Below are 17,572 nucleotides of genomic sequence, written 5' to 3'. Positions count from 1 at the left end.
TAGGTTATCACAAACAAGTAGTGAAATGACGAAAAAATATGCGGCAACTGTGCTAGGGGCAACAGGTTTAGTCGGCAAGGCCCTTGTTAATCAGCTTTGCCAAGACGAACGCTACACCACTATTACCTGTCTTGTTAGAGCACCTTTGAGCCATCAGGATTATCACGACCCATTGGGTAAAATACAGGCCTTGGTAATTGATTTTGATAAGCTGCAAGACTATCAAGGATATTTCACAGTTGACCACGTATATTGCTGCTTAGGGACTACTATGCAAAAAGCAGGGAGTAAATCAGCATTTAGACGTGTTGATTTTGAATTTGTTCATGTTGCTGCACAGCTTGCAAGAGCCCAAAGAGCGACAAGTTTTGTATGGATTTCTTCCATTGGTGCGAATGCAAAAAGTAAAAACTTCTACTTACGAGTTAAAGGAGAGCTTGAAAACGCGATAATGACAATGCCTCAATTAAATCATGCTGCTGCGGTAAGGCCTCCATTGCTAATCGGAAATCGCCCCGACACTCGACACGCTGAACAGTGGGGCATAAAAATATTGCAAATGCTGTCAATTTTTATGAAGGGACCTTTGGAAAAATATATTCCGGTGCATGCGGCATCGGTCGCAGCTCAAATGATTAAACTTCAGTTATTCAAAGCTTAAGAACAAGTTTGAACTAAGCAATTAAAAATTACTCTAAAGAAAAACGGTAAATTGGTGGATATATAGTAATAGTAAACGCAGGCATTGTCCTTTTACAAACTTAACCTTTTAAGGAAATAACATGAGTATAGTATTACCAGATAGTGTGTTGAACCTTGTTGAAAAAGTTAGAGTTGAGCGTTTTTGGTGGGACGGGGTACAAGTCAATATTCCTTTTCATTGTATATATGCGCAAATCCCAGATCCTGTTGCCAGCCATTACAAAGTGATTAATGGAATCAATGTCCCGATCATGACCCTAGGCAAATACAATGTGCCGATTTGGGATCCGATGCATCATGAACTTAAACAAATGCCGAAGTTAGCGGTGATACTTACTCACCAAGAAGACGACAAATTTGGTTTGTATGCTTACCCAGCAGACTGCGCAGACGAGTCTTTTTCTTTGGATTATGATGAGTGGTTTGCTAGACAAAAGATTTCGTAAAATAAATAGTAAAAACGCCTAGCAATTTGACTTAAAACTCGCATAATACTCCGCCTTTATTTGCTAATAGAACTGTCAGCGTTTACGCAGGCCTTGGAGTGAGCATTGTTTGAAAGTCCTACCCTTCTGGCTGAAGTCTTTGGCGCAATCGCCGTCATATTTAATTTTTTGGCTTATCGACAGCATGACATTAATCGTTATCGCTTTATTTCTGCAATAGCTTTAGCGAGTGTTAGTACTCACTTCTTTTTATTAGATGCTTACGCAGCAGGGATTGGGTGTGCATTAGCCAGTGTGCGTAATATTGTCGCAATGAAATATCGTGGACCATTTGTTTTGTGGATATTTGTGGCAGCTAACATCGCTTTTTTTGTTTACGAGTGGTTCTTCTTGGATAGCCAATGGATTATTTTATTTGCCTACACCTCGTCACTAATATTTACCGTCGGTTCGGTTATGTTAAGCAGCGCAGCTAAAATAAGGCAATGGTTTATATTGGCTGAAACGTTTGGTTTAATATATGCAGTACTGGTGGGTAGTATTTTCGGTACGATTTTCAATGTTACGAATCTATGCAGTATTTTTTACACACAATTTAGGCAAAGAAAATCAAATTAGGGTAGGTGATTTACAGATACAAAAAAGCCAGCAGATAGTGCTGGCTTGTTCATAATTACCGTTGAAAATATGCTAGTTTTTCTTAACTAACACCGATACGTTGACGATACCGGCTTGTTTTACAGAATCCATTACGTCAACAACAATGCCATGCTCAGTGTCTTCATGCGCTTGGATTGCGGCAGTGTCTGTTGCATTTTCAGCCAAATAGGTCTGTGTGTTCGCCACTACGCGTCTGATATCAACAATACGACCGCCCATTAAGATTTGGCCTGTTGCGTCTATGCGAATCGATAGCGACTTACTTTCTGTTTGGGTATTGTTTTCGTTTTTAGGACGATTGGCTGCAAGACCTTTTTCGTTTGAGAAAGTCGTTGTTACAATGAAGAATATCAACATGATAAAAACAATGTCTAGCATTGGTGTCATGTCAATTGCCGCGTCTTCATCCGCCGCTGTGTGCTTTTTTCTTTTCATAATACAGCTCTTTTCTTTATTTCATTGCCTATAGTATATCGAAACGATTGAAAATAAATAGGGGGATCTTGTAAATTTAATTAACAAATTTGTGCGCTTACTCTAGTTAAAGCTTAAATTGGCGTCTTGGAACTGTTCTTTTAGCTGCGCGCACCAAGTTTGTATGCGCTCATCACTCAATTCAAATTGATTTTCATCATCTAGTGATAAGCCGACGAAGTATTCTTGATCGTCAGTTAAGCCTTTAGATTCGATAAATTCGTAGCCCTGATTAGGCCAATAACCAGTAATGTCGCAATCTTTGACAATAAGCTCGTCATGTAACATTCCTAAAGCGTCTTGGAACCAATCTGCATAGCCCATTTGGTCACCTAAGCCAAACAATGCGATAGTTTTACCTGATAAATCCACATCTGCTATATCATCCCAATGAGACTCCCAATCTTCTTGGAGCTCACCAAAATCCCAAGTGGAGATCCCAAAAATAACAACATCAAATTGAGAAGCTTTTGATAGTGCCACGTTTTTAATATCGAAAATAGGCACTGATGTACTGAGTATCGTTTGTAATTGCTCTTGGATTTTTTCTGCGGCCATTTCAGTGTAGCAAGTTGTTGAGCCGTAAAATATCGCGATGCTAGATGCTGTGTTCATTTGGTTCCAAGTGTGTATGTTTAAGCTTAATCTTTTTAAAGATTACTCGTTGGCCGTTAGCTAAGATCAATGCACATTCACTTTCATGTCCATTTTCGTCTAAGCTTAGTAACCCAAGGGCAGTACCAGTTAAGATTTCTTTTTTATTGTCAATATGATCAGCCGATACTTTGCGCTCTTTAATCGACATGTTTCGTCTTTTAGTTAACCAATTTAAAGGTGAACGATGAGAATAAAACCAGCGATTGAGCCGTTCAAACCACGTGATTAATTTACGTGGAAATTCGTTGTGTATCCCTGAGCAAGTAAATTGAAGAATTGAAGGGCTGTTACGTCGAAATCGAAGACTTACATCATACACAAATGAATAGTGGACATCGCCAGATAAAATGATGAAATGGGGAGGCGTTTTAACATGTCTAAAGATATTGAGCATGACGCTTGCAGTCCCTCGATGTGCCATCCAATTTTCAGCGTCTACCACCAGTGCTCCGCCAAAAATGGTAAACACTTTTTGAATAGCTTCAATTAGTTTTACCCCATATATTGGTGCTGCCGATACTAATATTACCGAATCTTTTCCCATAACGTCTTGCTGCAAATTACACAGGCCTTCCCAGTCCATTAAGCCTGATGGTTTTCTTGGATTTGATTCACTGCGCCATCTTTGTGTACGTGTATCTAATACCTGTACAGGTGGTTGAGTATCAAGTTTGTAATGCCAGTGGGTGAAACTCAATAATGCTTCAATCATGTCGTCATGTTTATTTTTATCACAGGCGTTTACGCTTTCTTGAGCTTGCTTGAGTAGTTTGCTCCATGAACACTGAGGGTTACCCAGTCCTTGACATAAATAATAGGCATATAGCGCATTGCCGATAATCCGCTTTGAGAATGGGTTAGCATAAACGTGTTCTTCCCATTCGCGAGTTAAGTTCCAATCATCTGTCACATCATGATCATCAAAAATCATATAGGTAGAAACATGAGCAAATGAGCGTTCTACCGCTTGTAGACCAGCTTTAAATTTATCAATATATTTTTTTTCATTAGCATATTGCTGCGCATATTGCGTATCGATATCATTTTTGTCTAGCGACACATGATCCCATAGACGAGATGACCAAGATAACAAATAGAGCCCCAACATCTCGTTTAAGGAAATTAGATGGTTATGAGCATTAACCGACGTAAAAATAGGTTTCTTTTTTGCGCTAAAAAAGCTTTTAGCTAAATCCTCATTTTCATCACTATCGGGTAGTAAACGTTCTCGTTTATAAAAAGAATCGTCATGGGTAAATAGTTCTGAAGATGAGGTGATTTCAGCACCCTCAAATTCTTCATGGTACAAACCAAGTATATCAATTACTTGATGAATGGCATGTAGCATTGGACCTGCTACATCATCAATATAGACTTGATCGCCACTGAGAATTAGCAAATCGGGCGCAAGATGGCGCTGTTTAGTTGACTTACTCTTAAAGTCTTCACTTATTAGTTTATCAAGCTGTGGTAGAGCATCATCGCCACTAAAGTGGGCTTTACGACATGAGCCGTGCATAACTTGTTTGAGCTGTCGACTAAAATAAAATGAAAAACTGTTTAATTCATCATACAGTAGTTTAGGGCAAAGTTGACTAAGGCGTTTTGCTTCACCATCACTTGAGTGACAAATCAGGTCATAATAATAGCGTTGTTCAGGCTTAAGTAGCCGTTCGCGTTCGATATGAATAAGATTAATAAAGCAGGCTTCACCGACATTTAAACGGGTATGCTCAATGTCATTATCGTCTAGTTTTTGTAAGGATGGGTCATCACTGTAAGCAGACTCATTGTTTTTGCTTGCGCTTATTGTACTAGACAGTAAAACATCAAAGCTTAGTGCTTGGCTGGACACTAGCCACAAAATCATTCCGTCTTGATGCACGTGCCTAAGCATAGGCCCAGCTATAATCAGGGGAAGTTGTTTATTTTCATCCAGCATTTTTTTATCTTCCTACATCATAATATAGTGAACTAAACGTGTATAAAACCAAGATCTTAATGCGAAATACCAAACTCTTATTTGTTATTAGTTTAAATTAATATGAACAAATTGTCGCACTATTGCGTTATTAGTGTCTATTGCGCACGTGTTACACTATTTACACACATATTTAAGACTAACTACAAGTATAAAATTGTAAGAGCAAATTACATATGAATATATTAAGAAAGAGTCTGTTGAGGTTTGTTTTATTTGGCCCACTTTTCTTGCTTGCCTGCAACACCACAACAATTGAATCAGTTTATAAACAACAGATTGATAATACTCAAGTAAGTTTGCATGGTGCGTGGATACTTGAACCAGATGGTTCCACCATGCTAGATCCACAAACCTCGGGACTCTATTTTGCTGATGGCGTGCTCTATACTATTTCTGATGGCAGTGCTGATGTTTCGCAAATTCAAAGAGTCCATAGGATTGATCCCCATAATGGCGCAATAATAGACCGTTTAGGCCCTATCGTAATTGGTGAAGCCCTTCAACAAAGCTGTTTTTTGTCGTATTTAAGTGAGCGTCCTGATTATGAAGCGATTGTGGCGTACCCTGAACAAAAAAATGCTTGGTTATTAGTTACAGAAGATGCGACTCGTTCGGGTGAACTGAGCAAATCATGCGCGTTAGCATTTGCAGATACAGGGTCAACTGAACACCCTACATTACTAGTTAAAATTGAAAGTATTGATAATCAATTAGTACTGTCTGGTGTAAGAGCAATTCAGTTTGATAAGCAAGATAATGTAGGTAATTTCCCTAATGATGGTATTGAGGGGATGGCAATCACAAAAGATGGCCGCATATTGTTAGGCCTAGAAAAAAATGCTGCTGGCAAAGCAAGTGTTTTTACGCTCAATTATGATAAATCGCTTTTTGAAACATACGATGATTTCGTAAAAGTAGAAGTGTTGCCAATTCAAATGCCTGCGTTTGAAGAAGGTAATCATCCAATCAATGGTATGGATGTTTATTATCCAAATGATGGTGATGATGGCTATTTGATAATGGCTGCTAGAAACGACGACCAATTATGGATTGCGGACCTTGCAATGCAAAAACCAACAAAAAGCATTGATATAGATTTTTATGTGAATTCTGACACAAGCAAAGGTTGTGCTCCCTATCACCAAGTCGCAAATACTGCGATGGAGGGTTTAGCAGTGCATGATGACACGCTCTACATTATTAATGACCCATGGAAACAAGTCTACAAAGATAATGCTAGTTGCGCACAAGACACTGCCAAATACGAACGATATTCCCCTATGTTATTTAAGTTGGTATTGCCAAGTCACTGGTTTAACTAAGCTTTAGGTTCGTCGTAACCTGTTTGAAAAGGTCTTTTTGAATTTTGCTAGTTTAGGCGCAACGACCATATTGCAATACACATTTTGAGGGTTATTATTAAAATAATCTTGATGGTAATCTTCTGCTTGATAATACGTATTTAATGGCTCGATTTCAGTAACTACTGGATTTGGCCAAATTTGTGTATCAACAATTTCTTTGATAATAGCTTGCGCCTCTTCCTGCTGTGCATCACTGGTGAAATAGATACCACTTCTGTACTGCGTACCGGTATCATTGCCCTGACGATTGAGCTGCGTTGGATCATGAAGCGCAAAAAATATTTCTAGAATTTCTCGACGGCTTATAACATCGCTATCAAAGGTAACTTGCACGACTTCGTTAAACCCAGTTTGTCCGGTGCACACGTCTTCATAGCTGGGTTCATCGGTATGACCGTTTGCATAACCGCTTAGCGCACTCAAAACGCCTTCAACGGAGTTCATAGCGCTTTCCAAGCACCAAAAGCACCCACCACCTAGCGTAATTGTTTCTTGAGACATTGTTCATTTCCTTTTACGTTGATGCCTTAGTTATATGTGCACTTAAAGGTAATTCAATACATCTATATTAGTTTATTTAACGTAACTTATCATACACTGCGTAAATGAAACCAATGTAGTTTGTTTTTGAAACCTTACGCTTTAACAGAGGGTAATTAATGGCTTTTACAATATTTTATGATGGCACATGTCCTTTATGTGAAAAGGAAATGAATCACCTAAAAAAGCGCAATGACAATGGACAACTAGCTTTTGTTGATATAATGGCTGACGACTTCACAGAGCGTTATCCAAATCTTGAGTGGCAAGCACTTAATGACAGAATCCACGGAATGCTTGATGACGGTACTATGTTGATAGGACTAGATGCAACGCACAAAGCATGGAGTTTGGTCGGAAAAGCTTGGCTGTACGCCCCTTTAAGATGGCCTGTTATTCGTTTTTTTGCTGATAAGGCGTACCTTGTTTTTGCTAAAAATCGTTACCGAATTTCATATTGGCTGACGGGAAAAAAACCTTGTGATACCAATTGTAGGATAAAGTATTAATGACTAAACATATACTGATTATTGGTGCCGGTGGAGGAATAGGTCAAGAACTGGTAAAGCAATACTGCAGCGAAAGTGATGCTGCGGTTTATACTGTGTCTAGAGAGCACGTTAACCCCGCTTATGAAAATGAAAAACAATACACCTTTGATTCGACCAATGAGCAAGAAATTGTTAGTTTTGCTCAACAAATGAAAACGCTTAATGTGGTATTTGATTATGTTATTGCAACAACAGGCGTGCTGCATACATCTGGTGATAAAACACTTAAACCTGAAAAACGTTTAGAGGACATAAACTCAGCACAATTAGCAGAGTATTTTAGAGTGAACACAGGTGTGCCAGCCTTATGGCTAAAGTATCTTGTGAAGTTGGTCAATAAAACGTCAGCAAGTATCGTGTTTTTTAGTGCCAGAGTTGGAAGTATTAGCGAAAACGGCCTGGGTGGTTGGTACGGTTACAGAGCATCTAAAGCAGCCCTTAACATGATTGTCAAAACAGCTAGCATTGAATACAAACGCAGGGCCCCAAATACGATTTTAGCTTGCTATCATCCTGAGTACAGTTGATACCGGATTGTCTAAGCCGTTTCAAAGCAACGTTAAACCTATGGCAAATTGTTTAGTTCGGAATTCACCGTATCGCAACTACGAATGCATATTGACGGTTTTGATATTGAGCAATCACCGTATTACTTTGACTGGGAAGGAAAGTCTATTTCATATTAAGTCACCGCGTTTCTTCATTTTGTCTAGGCTTTGCTTGCTAAAGGTAAAGACATTGTGGTTACTTGCTGTTAACATTTAGGCAAAATAATAATAAGAAAAAGGACATTATATGGCTGGTTCTAGAGAGCAGTTTGGCTCAAAATTAGGCTTTATTCTTGCTGCTGCAGGCTCTGCTGTCGGTATTGGTAATTTGGTAGGGTTTCCAGTGGGCGCCGCTCAAAATGGTGGTGGTGCGTTTTTATTTATGTACGCAATCTTTGTTATTGCGATATGTTTACCGGTCATGATTGCTGAGATGACGGTAGGCAGAGCAAGTCAAAAAGATCCCCTAGGGGCGCTAACTAAGTTATCAGGTGGCAATCGAGGCTGGCGGGTGGCTGGTTGGTTATCCATTATTACGCCATTTATGATTGCCGTATTTTATTTGGTGATTACGGTTTGGATCTTTGGTTATTTATTCGGAAGTGTTACCGGTAACTTAGACCAGTTAGCTCAGCCGGATACCTTTAACACATTCATATCAAGCAATAGTTTATTCGCCTATATGGTCGGTGTATTAGCCATCGTGTACCTTATTCTTCAAGGAGGTGTAAAACAGGGTATTGAGAAAGCGGCTAAAATTCTTATGCCAGCCTTGTTTGGCATGCTCATTTTATTAGTGATTTTTGTGCTGACGCGTGATAATGCGATGGCTGGTGTAGCGTTTTATTTAGTCCCTGATTTTGACAAAATTGATGCTAACGTTGTAAGTGGCGCACTTTCACAAGCATTTTTCTCATTGTCTTTAGGCATGGGGATCATGATTACCTATGGCAGTTATATTGATAAACGTTCAGATTTGCCTTCCTCAGCAAAATTAGTTGCCTTAACTGATACGGCGGTTGCGTTTACGGCAGGTTTAATGATATTGCCCGCAATATTTTCATTTAACCCTTCAGTAAACCCTGCTGAATTAAATGACTCCTCTATTTCAATGATATTTTCTTACTTGCCACAAATCTTTTTAGCGCTGCAAGATAGCTTGGGATACTTTGGTGCCAGTGCTATTGCGAGTATCTTCTTTTTACTTGTGTTTTTTGCGGCAATTACCTCTTTGGTATCAATTTTTGAAGTGCCAGTTGCGTCACTAATGAGTGAAAAGGGCATGTCTCGCAAAGCTTCACTTGTTGTATGCGGCGTTTTATTGGTCATATTTTCATTAATGAGTGCTTTTTCATTCGGCTTCTTCGAATTTTTTACTAAATTTGTATCGTATGCTGGAGTAGATAAATCTTTCTTTGATGTTGTTTACGACGTGTTCTATGACACTATCTTGCCACTGAATGGCTTACTTATTTGTTTATTTGTCAGTTATCGTTGGAAAAAGCAAGCGTTTAACGAAGAGCTTGACCAAGGTGCGCCTGCATTTAAGAAAAGCTTCTTAGAGAAGTATGTTAACTTTTCATTAGGCACTTTTATACCGATCGTATTAGTGATTATCTTCATCAATACCATTGCACTTACGTACTTTGGAAATGCGCTTATAGGCTAGGCAGCATATCATAAACAGAAGGAAAGATAGGTGTAGTACCTAAGACATCAAAAGTCTCACAAGCGTCAATTATTTTATTTAGTTGGCGCTTTTTTTTATCTGGTAAAAAGTTTGGCGAGCGGATGCCTAAATGATTTGCACAATAAGTATAGTAAGCGTATCGAGTGGGGTGATCTATTGCACTTACATTAAACGCTGCTGCTGTAAGACCTAGTTTTATCGCCTTAGCAAATAAGCTGTATTACATCTGATTGGTGTATCAGATTAACGGGATCCCTACCATTAGAAATATCATCTTTTTGAGACAGGCTAAAAACTGGATGCCTATAAGCTTGTTGGTTAGATAGCAAGTTACCAAATGATGTTTGCAATACACTAGGGCCTACTAAGCCAGAGAGCCTTAATACACATGTTTTATCTGGATACTTCGACAGCAAGTAGTCTTCTATGTGCGCGTGAGCTTGACCTGATTCAGTGATTGGTGCTTTTAAGGTGCTATTTGTTATACACCCTTGACTGGCATTAAAAACCGAGGTGGTGCTTATAAAAACTATCTGCTGGCATCCTGCGGTGATTAACTGATCCATCAACAAGCACATATTTAATTGAAATCGCGCTCGGTCAAATTGTCGACGGCCTGGAGGAATATTGACAACAACATGTCCATTATTCACATCTAAAGAAGTAAACAGCGCACTACTAGAAAGCTGTTCATCATATAAATTGAACTGACAAACTTTGTCTAAGAAGATACTAGGGTAGTCATTAAGCAGTGCATTTTGTTTGTCATCACTTCGCACCGTGCCGCTTGCAAACTCTAATTCACTATGACTTTTATCAGCGATGCTCAAAGCAAGAGGAACACCTAGCCACCCTAGTCCTATGATATGTACTTTTTTCACGCTTGATCTATCTATAACATCTTAGTTAGAGCAAGTTTAGCGCAAACTTGCTCTAACGATTACATTATTTATGCCTTTTGTTGCTTAAAACTGACTAAGTCAATGCCTTCTAATCCTTTAATAGACTGTACATTGTTTTCTGCGTCGTTCAATTCTGCAACCGCATCACACAAAGCGCCCGCTTTAATATTTAAGTCGCCTTCGACAGCGGTAATTTTAGCATCAATATCTGTCTCAAGGGTTTCCATTCTTTTTTCGAAATCAGACATGGTGTCATCGCCACTGAACATCGACTTTGCTAATGTCGCGAAAAATTCTGACATGGCAACAGTCATGATTTCTTCAGATATCTCTTCAATTGCAGTATCTAAGTCACTGTCGATACCTAGTTCTGAATCAAAGAAGCCATTATCAAAGGTAATAGACTCTGGGTTTTGATAAACATAGTCTTGTATTCCAGATGTAATACCAGCAATCTTTTCATTGATAAGCACAGGTGTGGAAGAATCTTCACCTAGCAAAGCGGTAAATACTTCTGTTAACGCGACATCAACAATTCTCAAGCTCTCAACAGTAACATCTATTACGATTGGAATGGTAGCCTCAATTTCGTCAAAGTAAGTTTTTGCCCATGCTTGTTCTTGACTACTTAATTTAAGATTGACACCATTGCTTGAGACCTCGCCATTTCGAGTAAACTCGACAACTTGTCCTTTTGTCGTTGTGATCATCAACAAATTATCTTTAAAGCTTAAATCACCACTAAAATTAGTATTACACTCTTGAGGATTCAACGATAGTGTGTGGTCTTCGTGGCTATCCGCTAGTGCTACACTGCTAAAACAAGCACCAAGTGTAAATAACGCAGGAATTAAATGTTTCATAGGTAATCGTCCTTTTTGTTTGTCTTGCCAAGCCGGCAAACGTAAATCAATATTTGATGGTTTATTGTCTATTAAACCATTAGCAAACATGATGCCATTTAATTTATTATTATAAATCAATGCTTTATAGTTTTTCATTTCTGAGTTTGTGAGGCTGCGACTATAATTTTCGTGTTCATGCTAATATTTAGTAAAATTGACTAAGATCACTATTTTCTAAAAAAAGACTTTAGTGGAATAGGCTTCAATAACTGTTTAGGGCATAATACCGCCATTGAAAATTAAGGCTATGTTTATGAACGAACTACTCAACACATTATTATCTGTTTTGCACTCATTGATCTTTCCACTGCTTTTTGGCGGAACAATATTGACCTTAGTGCTTGGTCTTTCGTGTATTATAATGGGGGTTATTTCTACTAAATCTGGCGCTGAGGCCATAAAAGAGCGTGTTGAATACGGCTTTATGGGGATTTCAGCTTTGGTAATCTGTGGATTGCTAGTATACGCAATGTAAGGCAAAAGCAAATTCAAAATTTAAAGAGCACCGATATCACACGGTGCTTTTTTATTGTGTAGGCAAACGCTTATTATTATTGGTCACGCGTTGGTAGGCTACTAGTCCAAAAGTAGGCATAATGGCAATCAGATGGTCAAAAATGTCGGATTGAATCTGTTCATAAACAACCCAATCTTTTTGACTTGAGAAACAGTAAACCTCTAAAGGAAGTCCGTGTTCACTGGGCTTAAGTTGCCTAACCATGCATGTCATATTCTGATTGATTTTAGAATGCTGTTTTAGATAAGCAAGCGTATAGGCACGAAAAGTACCAATATTGGTGAGTTTACGGCTATTAATAAGGTCAGATTGGCTTGCATTGCATCGTTCAAGATCATCGTTAAGCTCTGCATTTTTCTTATCTAAATATCCTTTCAAGAGGTCTAATTTTTGCCAATTGGTTAATTGAGTACTCGTAGCAAAACCCACTGAACGCATATCAATATATATAGATCGCTTAATGCGCCGACCACCCGAGTCTTGCATGCCTCGCCAATTTTTCACGGCGTCAGTGGTGAGCGAATAGGTCGGTATTGTCGAAATTGTTTTATCCCAGTTTTGCACTTTAACAACGGTTAAGCCAATCTGAGTGATATCTCCATCAACGCCATATTTTGGCATTTCAATCCAGTCACCTGTGTTAAACATTCTATTGGCAGCGATTTGTATACCAGCGACAAATCCTAGTATTGTATCTCTGAAGATTAAAAGTAATACCGCAGCAACGGCTGTTAAGCCAGATAATAAGTAGACAGGACTTTTTCCGAGTAAAAGCGAAATAATCAGGAAGATAAGAGCAAGTGTACATATCAATTTTGCAACTTGTATAAACCCGGTTATAGGCGCCTTTTGAGACAATCGAGAGTTGTTATAGATAGATTCGGTTGCACTAAGCACAGCCAATACTACGAGGTAGAAAGTCACGCTTAGATAAAAGCTTGCGATTAATGTAATTAAGTGGAAATATTCTGCGCTGTGATCAATAAAAACAAATTTGCCAAAATAAATAACTAAACTAAGGCACCAGATGCGCAAAGCGACTAAACACGCCATGGCGAAGTAGTTGGTCATCCCACTGATTTTTTGTGAAACTAACAATGCGTGCAATTTTCAGTTTAAATAGCAAACGCGTAAGCACATGACTCACGATCGCAACTAGCAACAAACACAAAATCGATGCCAATGAAAACTCCCATGAGGGAGGCGAGAGTGACAGTCCAACGGCCTCAAACACTGAAACTAGAAAGTGCTCATTAAGGTTAGTGTTATTTAGCATCTGTTTTCGTCATCCACTTGGCCATACGTTTATCCTTTGCTAACCATAGTTCATTTATCCATTCTTGGAAGCTATTTCTAAAACTTTCATCCTCAAAATAGTCACCAATGACTTCTTCGCTGACTTCAAGTGTGCGCACATCAATCACTATTTGTGTCATTCGACCGCTTAGCATATCCATCATGGGATGCTTTGAATCTGGGTAAGCTAAGGTAATATCAAGTATGTTACTAAAAAGCTCACCCATCGCTGAGAGCGTAAATGCAATACCGCCAGCCTTAGGCCTTAAAAGAAAGCCAAACGGACTCCTTTTTTCTTCATGTTTTTGTTTGGTAAAGCGAGTACCTTCAATAAAGTTAATAACCGTTGTTGGCCGACTAATATAACGCTCACAAGACTTTCTGGTAGTTTCTATATCTTTACCTTTTAAATGTGGATTTTTTGCTAAGAACGCTTGGCTATAGCGTCGCATAAAAGGCATATCTAAAGCCCACGCTGCCAAACCCACGAAAGGTAACCAAATTAAGTCTTTCTTTAAGAAGAACTTAGGAGGAGGAATGCGAGGAGCGCAAAAGTCTATCAATAAAATGATATCTAAATAGCTCACATGGTTGGCAGTAATCAGGTACCATTTCTGTTTCGATAAGGGGACATCTATTTCATAACAAACTTCAATACGATTAAATATCTTGATCAATGCGACACTTAAAATACCAAACGAGCAGTACAAGCGATGCATAATATCAAGCAGAAGCGAATCTACAGCTTTAAACGGCACAAGCAATCTAACGACGCCAAAAACGATGATTAACCCACCCCAAATAGAAAGGTTGCTTAATTGCAGAAATAAGTGCACTGGGAAAATGATGAGTGCTCTTAACGTACTTATTTTCATCTATTAATATTCCTTTTTAAGCTCTTTTAAACGCTTGTCTTTATGTTGCCACCTTTCATTTATCCAATCTTGGAATTTGGCTTTTTTCATATCATCATTGAAATAATCATCGCAAAATATGCCTTGGTTAAACAAGGTACTAATCTCGACTGATTCAACTTCTACTACAATATTCTTTACTCTACCACTCACGAAATCCCAATATGAGGGAATACCTTTTGGATAATAAATGGTAACGTCAATAAGCTGAGTTAGCTTCTCGCCCATAGAGTTTAATACAAATGCAACTCCACCTGATTTTGGCGCTAGGGTTTTTGTTAGGCCTAGCTCTTTAGATATTGAGGATTGTAATTTGTCAGGATTAAATCGAGTACCTTCAACAAAATTCATAATACTAACAGGCTTAGTATCAAACTTTTCACATGCTTTTTTAGTGGTCTCTAGATCTTTACCTTTCAAGTGCGGATTTTTTTAAGAAAATCTTTGCTGTAACGTTGCATAAAAGGAAAATCTAATCCCCACCATGCTAAGCCCAAAAACGGTACATAGATAAGATTTTTCTTAAGAAAAAACTTTAAAAAAGGTATTTCTCTGTTAAATATACGTTGCAGTACCAATATATCAACCCATGACTGATGATTGGCAATAACAAGATACCATGCCTGTGTTGACAGCTTCGCCGCTTGTTTTACATGAAATTGTGTTCGAGAAAAAACGTGTTGATTATATTTATTACAAGTAATCCACATGCTTGCTGAACCGTCAACAATAAAAGACATAAGTCTTTGCCACGTTTTAATAGGAATTAATTTGAATAGCGAAAATATCATAATTGGTACAAACCAAATAATGGTATTGATAAAATATAATGTGGCAGATATAGCGCCGTTTATATTGTGCAAGATCATTTTCATCAAGGTCACACCTTTGGCCAAAATAATCGGGGGATTATAGTAGAAAATTTCGCTAAAAACGATCAACAAACGTAATTGGATGCAGATTTGAGTTACTTATTTATAAGTCACGCTAATTTTATTTCTTCCGTGTCGCTTGCTAGAGTACAGTTGTGCGTCAGCTAGTTCTAGTAACTCTTCGTATGAAGAGTCGAAATTTTGTTCAACACTACAAATGCCTGCGCTAATCGTCATGGAGCTAGCGATTTCATTGTGTTTTACAACGGTTTTTTCAATTTCGTCTTTAATTAATTGCACTCGCTCATAATGTTCAAGCGTTTTTCCTCCCACCAGCATCAATATAAATTCTTCACCACCATAACGCCCAATAATATCTGTGTCACGCTGACAGTGCAGACGGATAATATCGGACACCTTTTTGATGCACCGGTCACCAAATGGGTGCCCATGAGAATCATTAACTTTTTTAAAATGGTCGATATCGATAAAGATAAATGACATCACTATTTGGTTTCGTTTGCAGTTTCGAAAAGACGTGAGTGCCTGTTTATTAAACCCCGATCTGTTAAGTACTTGAGTAAGCGAATCACGCTGGGCAATACTATATAGCTCTTTATTGATTTCTTTCAGTTGAGCGGTTTTGGAATTAACTTGCACTGATAGTTGTTGATCAAAATCCGACATAATGCGGCTAGAGTCTGCTAGTTTCTTTGATAAGGCGATGACTTCGTGACTGACAGACTCTTCATTTTCGACCGTATTACTTGTTTTGTCATCGCTTTCACGCTGTAAAATATTCACTAACGGTTTTGTTATTTTGCGAGACATCATTGCTGCGATAGAAGCAAAACCAGCTAGTGTGAGACTTGTCACTAGCAATAGAATAAAGAAATATTCTACTAATGGCGAAGTAATAAAAGATGAAGGTTTAAGAACAGTAATAGACCAACCACCTTCAAGCATGAGTTTCTGATAGACAAAATTATCGCCGTTAATGGTGACGGTATCCATATTTTTAACTAAAGCGTCATTATACGGTTGATAGCGAATCTTGCTGGCAGTAGAGATTCCTAAGGAGTTCGAACTAGCAATAACTAATTGATTTGCATCACTTACGATAAATTGAACGTCATTAGTGACTTTATTGGTGAGCAGTTTTTTGTATGCGTTTAAGTCAATACAACCAACAATAAGCCCCTCAAATCGATTTTCATAAACAAGTGGCTTAATCAGATAAATACTCTTGTCATCTTGTGTCAACTCATCTTTTACAATGTTGGATAAAAATAATTCCCCTTGATATCGAAAGGATGCATCCAAAAGTGATTCATCTATTTTAGTATTAACTTGTTCATTTTGACTAAATGCAGATATCTCACCTAAATGATTGGTCATAAACACGTGTTTGAAGAGTGAGTAGTGTTGTGTTGAAGAGTCAATAATTGCTCCCACATATTCACTATCAACCTGCAGGGTGAGGTTAGCAACGGTTTGAAGAGCATTCTTATGACTTTTGATTTCTGAGGCCATGATTTGCTCAATAGAACCTACTACACTAGTGAGTTGCTTTTGTAAGGTGGTCTCATTGTGCTCAGCCGCTTGATTGATAAAGAATAGGGCGCCTAGTAATGAAGGAAAAGTGAGTAATAACATACTTAAAGAAAACACCATAGCGGACAGCTTTGGCGCGCGCGTGATATACAAGGGATATATATATGTTTTGGGGATAAACCAGATAATGATTGCACTTGCAGAGACACAAATTAAACTATTTAAACCTCTGCTAAAACCGGTAACAAACAATGACTCGAAACTCATGTTATTACTAACACTATGAATCAAAAGAAGAACGGGGATCCCCAAGAGTAGCCAAAATGACATAGCTGATTGAAATAGAAAATAACCTTTGCGAAGAAAAATGTGGACAAACAATAATTCGGCGCAAAAAACCATGACTAGATAAGGGTCGTCAGATACATAGGCAGCACTAATTGAAGTAAACAGAAGAGTGACGATTGCCGCATTAGGACCTTTGGACATCAAGCATAAGAAAACAAAGATTTGACCAGCAAAAAGTAAGGAATTACCAAAAACCTCTATGGGGAATAGCGTATTTGCAAGTGCGCCGAAAATGCCAAAGTTAGCCCCATAAATAAATGTAGGAAACGAGAAAAACGCGTTTACCTTTTTATTATTAATGATGTTTTGACCAAAATTCATGTTGTATATTCGTTTTTATTTTTTTGTAGTAACACAAAGAAAGCTAGATATTGCGGTCACCTTCACTCTATTTTTGTAAGTAAATGCTTTGATGTGAAATGACCGATTTTTTATATTTTTTTCAGCTTATCTTCAGCTTAAATGATTTTAGTTGATATGTAACAAGTTTGCTTTATATTGTAAGGTATTATTTATCATACCTTATGTATCCTAATTCCTCTTGAAGCCTTTATAATTGGCGAATACTTTAAATTTCAATAAGTAAAGAATTTCTTTATTTCTTAATCGATTTTGTGTTTTTTTTAAAGTACTGACAAACAGATGTAG

Annotated in this window: 18 protein-coding genes and 1 pseudogene; 8 read left to right on the top strand and 11 right to left on the bottom strand. The window is 38.1% G+C overall.

Annotated elements, in window-relative coordinates; genetic code table 11:
• Positions 1-25: 25 nt before the first annotated feature.
• From ACZ1G6_RS11865 to ACZ1G6_RS11855, 3 genes are all read left to right on the top strand, one after another.
• On the top strand, positions 26-661 hold the full coding sequence (locus ACZ1G6_RS11865; RefSeq protein ID WP_472616481.1) for an NAD(P)H-binding protein: 636 nt from the start codon (positions 26-28) through the stop codon (positions 659-661).
• Positions 662-782: 121 nt separating this feature from the next.
• Entirely contained in the window at positions 783-1,148 is a 366-nt protein-coding gene (locus ACZ1G6_RS11860) for a hypothetical protein (RefSeq protein ID WP_472616480.1), read from the top strand.
• A 105-nt stretch (positions 1,149-1,253) separates the two neighbouring features.
• The gene (locus tag ACZ1G6_RS11855) at positions 1,254-1,766 is read left to right on the top strand and encodes a YgjV family protein (protein WP_472616479.1); all 513 of its coding nucleotides are present in this window, start codon (positions 1,254-1,256) and stop codon (positions 1,764-1,766) included.
• 72 nt (positions 1,767-1,838) lie between these two features.
• Here ACZ1G6_RS11855 and ACZ1G6_RS11850 read toward each other — a convergent pair whose 3' ends face one another.
• The 3 genes from ACZ1G6_RS11850 to ACZ1G6_RS11840 form a co-directional block, all read right to left on the bottom strand.
• Entirely contained in the window at positions 1,839-2,243 is a 405-nt protein-coding gene (locus ACZ1G6_RS11850; protein WP_472616478.1) for an ExbD/TolR family protein, read from the bottom strand.
• 102 nt (positions 2,244-2,345) lie between these two features.
• On the bottom strand, positions 2,346-2,897 hold the full coding sequence (gene fldB, locus ACZ1G6_RS11845) for a flavodoxin FldB (RefSeq protein WP_472616477.1): 552 nt from the start codon (positions 2,895-2,897) through the stop codon (positions 2,346-2,348).
• Positions 2,881-4,881 (bottom strand): metallophosphoesterase family protein, encoded by a 2,001-nt coding sequence (locus tag ACZ1G6_RS11840; protein ID WP_472616476.1) that lies wholly within the window; start codon positions 4,879-4,881, stop codon positions 2,881-2,883. Before ACZ1G6_RS11840 ends, fldB begins: the two co-directional genes overlap by 17 nt.
• 215 nt (positions 4,882-5,096) lie before the next feature.
• On the opposite strand from ACZ1G6_RS11840, the gene ACZ1G6_RS11835 reads away from it, so the two are divergent.
• On the top strand, positions 5,097-6,245 hold the full coding sequence (locus tag ACZ1G6_RS11835) for a hypothetical protein (RefSeq protein ID WP_472616475.1): 1,149 nt from the start codon (positions 5,097-5,099) through the stop codon (positions 6,243-6,245).
• A gap of 3 nt (positions 6,246-6,248) precedes the next feature.
• On the opposite strand, the gene msrA is transcribed toward ACZ1G6_RS11835, so the two are convergent.
• A complete protein-coding gene (gene msrA, locus ACZ1G6_RS11830; protein WP_472616474.1) occupies positions 6,249-6,788 on the bottom strand; it encodes a peptide-methionine (S)-S-oxide reductase MsrA in 540 nt (179 codons plus the stop codon).
• A 158-nt stretch (positions 6,789-6,946) separates the two neighbouring features.
• Between msrA and ACZ1G6_RS11825 the strand changes: the two genes are divergently transcribed.
• From ACZ1G6_RS11825 to ACZ1G6_RS11815, 3 genes are all read left to right on the top strand, one after another.
• Entirely contained in the window at positions 6,947-7,336 is a 390-nt protein-coding gene (locus tag ACZ1G6_RS11825; protein ID WP_472616473.1) for a thiol-disulfide oxidoreductase DCC family protein, read from the top strand.
• Positions 7,336-7,905 (top strand): SDR family NAD(P)-dependent oxidoreductase, encoded by a 570-nt coding sequence (locus tag ACZ1G6_RS11820; RefSeq protein WP_472616472.1) that lies wholly within the window; start codon positions 7,336-7,338, stop codon positions 7,903-7,905. The genes ACZ1G6_RS11825 and ACZ1G6_RS11820 overlap by 1 nt, the downstream gene beginning before the upstream one ends.
• A 268-nt stretch (positions 7,906-8,173) precedes the next feature.
• Positions 8,174-9,595 (top strand): sodium-dependent transporter, encoded by a 1,422-nt coding sequence (locus tag ACZ1G6_RS11815; protein ID WP_472616471.1) that lies wholly within the window; start codon positions 8,174-8,176, stop codon positions 9,593-9,595.
• Between the two features lie 224 nt (positions 9,596-9,819).
• On the opposite strand, the gene ACZ1G6_RS11810 is transcribed toward ACZ1G6_RS11815, so the two are convergent.
• Together ACZ1G6_RS11810 and ACZ1G6_RS11805 are read right to left on the bottom strand one after the other, a co-directional pair.
• The gene (locus ACZ1G6_RS11810; RefSeq protein ID WP_472616470.1) at positions 9,820-10,497 is read right to left on the bottom strand and encodes a Rossmann-fold NAD(P)-binding domain-containing protein; all 678 of its coding nucleotides are present in this window, start codon (positions 10,495-10,497) and stop codon (positions 9,820-9,822) included.
• A 68-nt stretch (positions 10,498-10,565) separates the two neighbouring features.
• Positions 10,566-11,519 (bottom strand): DUF2884 family protein, encoded by a 954-nt coding sequence (locus tag ACZ1G6_RS11805; protein ID WP_472616469.1) that lies wholly within the window; start codon positions 11,517-11,519, stop codon positions 10,566-10,568.
• 157 nt (positions 11,520-11,676) lie between these two features.
• Here ACZ1G6_RS11805 and ACZ1G6_RS11800 point away from each other — a divergent pair, with 157 nt between their 5' ends.
• Entirely contained in the window at positions 11,677-11,898 is a 222-nt protein-coding gene (locus tag ACZ1G6_RS11800; protein ID WP_472616468.1) for a hypothetical protein, read from the top strand.
• Between the two features lie 51 nt (positions 11,899-11,949).
• On the opposite strand, the gene ACZ1G6_RS11795 is transcribed toward ACZ1G6_RS11800, so the two are convergent.
• The 5 genes and pseudogenes from ACZ1G6_RS11795 to ACZ1G6_RS11775 form a co-directional block, all read right to left on the bottom strand.
• Positions 11,950-12,864, bottom strand: coding sequence for a mechanosensitive ion channel family protein (locus ACZ1G6_RS11795; RefSeq protein ID WP_472616467.1), 915 nt, complete (start codon positions 12,862-12,864; stop codon positions 11,950-11,952).
• A gap of 91 nt (positions 12,865-12,955) precedes the next feature.
• On the bottom strand, positions 12,956-13,216 hold the full coding sequence (locus ACZ1G6_RS11790) for a hypothetical protein (protein ID WP_472616466.1): 261 nt from the start codon (positions 13,214-13,216) through the stop codon (positions 12,956-12,958).
• Positions 13,206-14,111 (bottom strand): acyltransferase, encoded by a 906-nt coding sequence (locus tag ACZ1G6_RS11785; protein ID WP_472616465.1) that lies wholly within the window; start codon positions 14,109-14,111, stop codon positions 13,206-13,208. The genes ACZ1G6_RS11790 and ACZ1G6_RS11785 overlap by 11 nt, the downstream gene beginning before the upstream one ends.
• A gap of 3 nt (positions 14,112-14,114) precedes the next feature.
• A pseudogene (locus ACZ1G6_RS11780) lies at positions 14,115-15,025 on the bottom strand (acyltransferase).
• 96 nt (positions 15,026-15,121) lie between these two features.
• A complete protein-coding gene (locus ACZ1G6_RS11775) occupies positions 15,122-17,245 on the bottom strand; it encodes a sensor domain-containing diguanylate cyclase (protein WP_472616464.1) in 2,124 nt (707 codons plus the stop codon).
• Positions 17,246-17,572 lie beyond the last annotated feature (327 nt).

This window comes from Glaciecola sp. HA4-3 (assembly GCF_055693685.1).
This window is presented reverse-complemented; position numbering and strand designations above follow the sequence as displayed.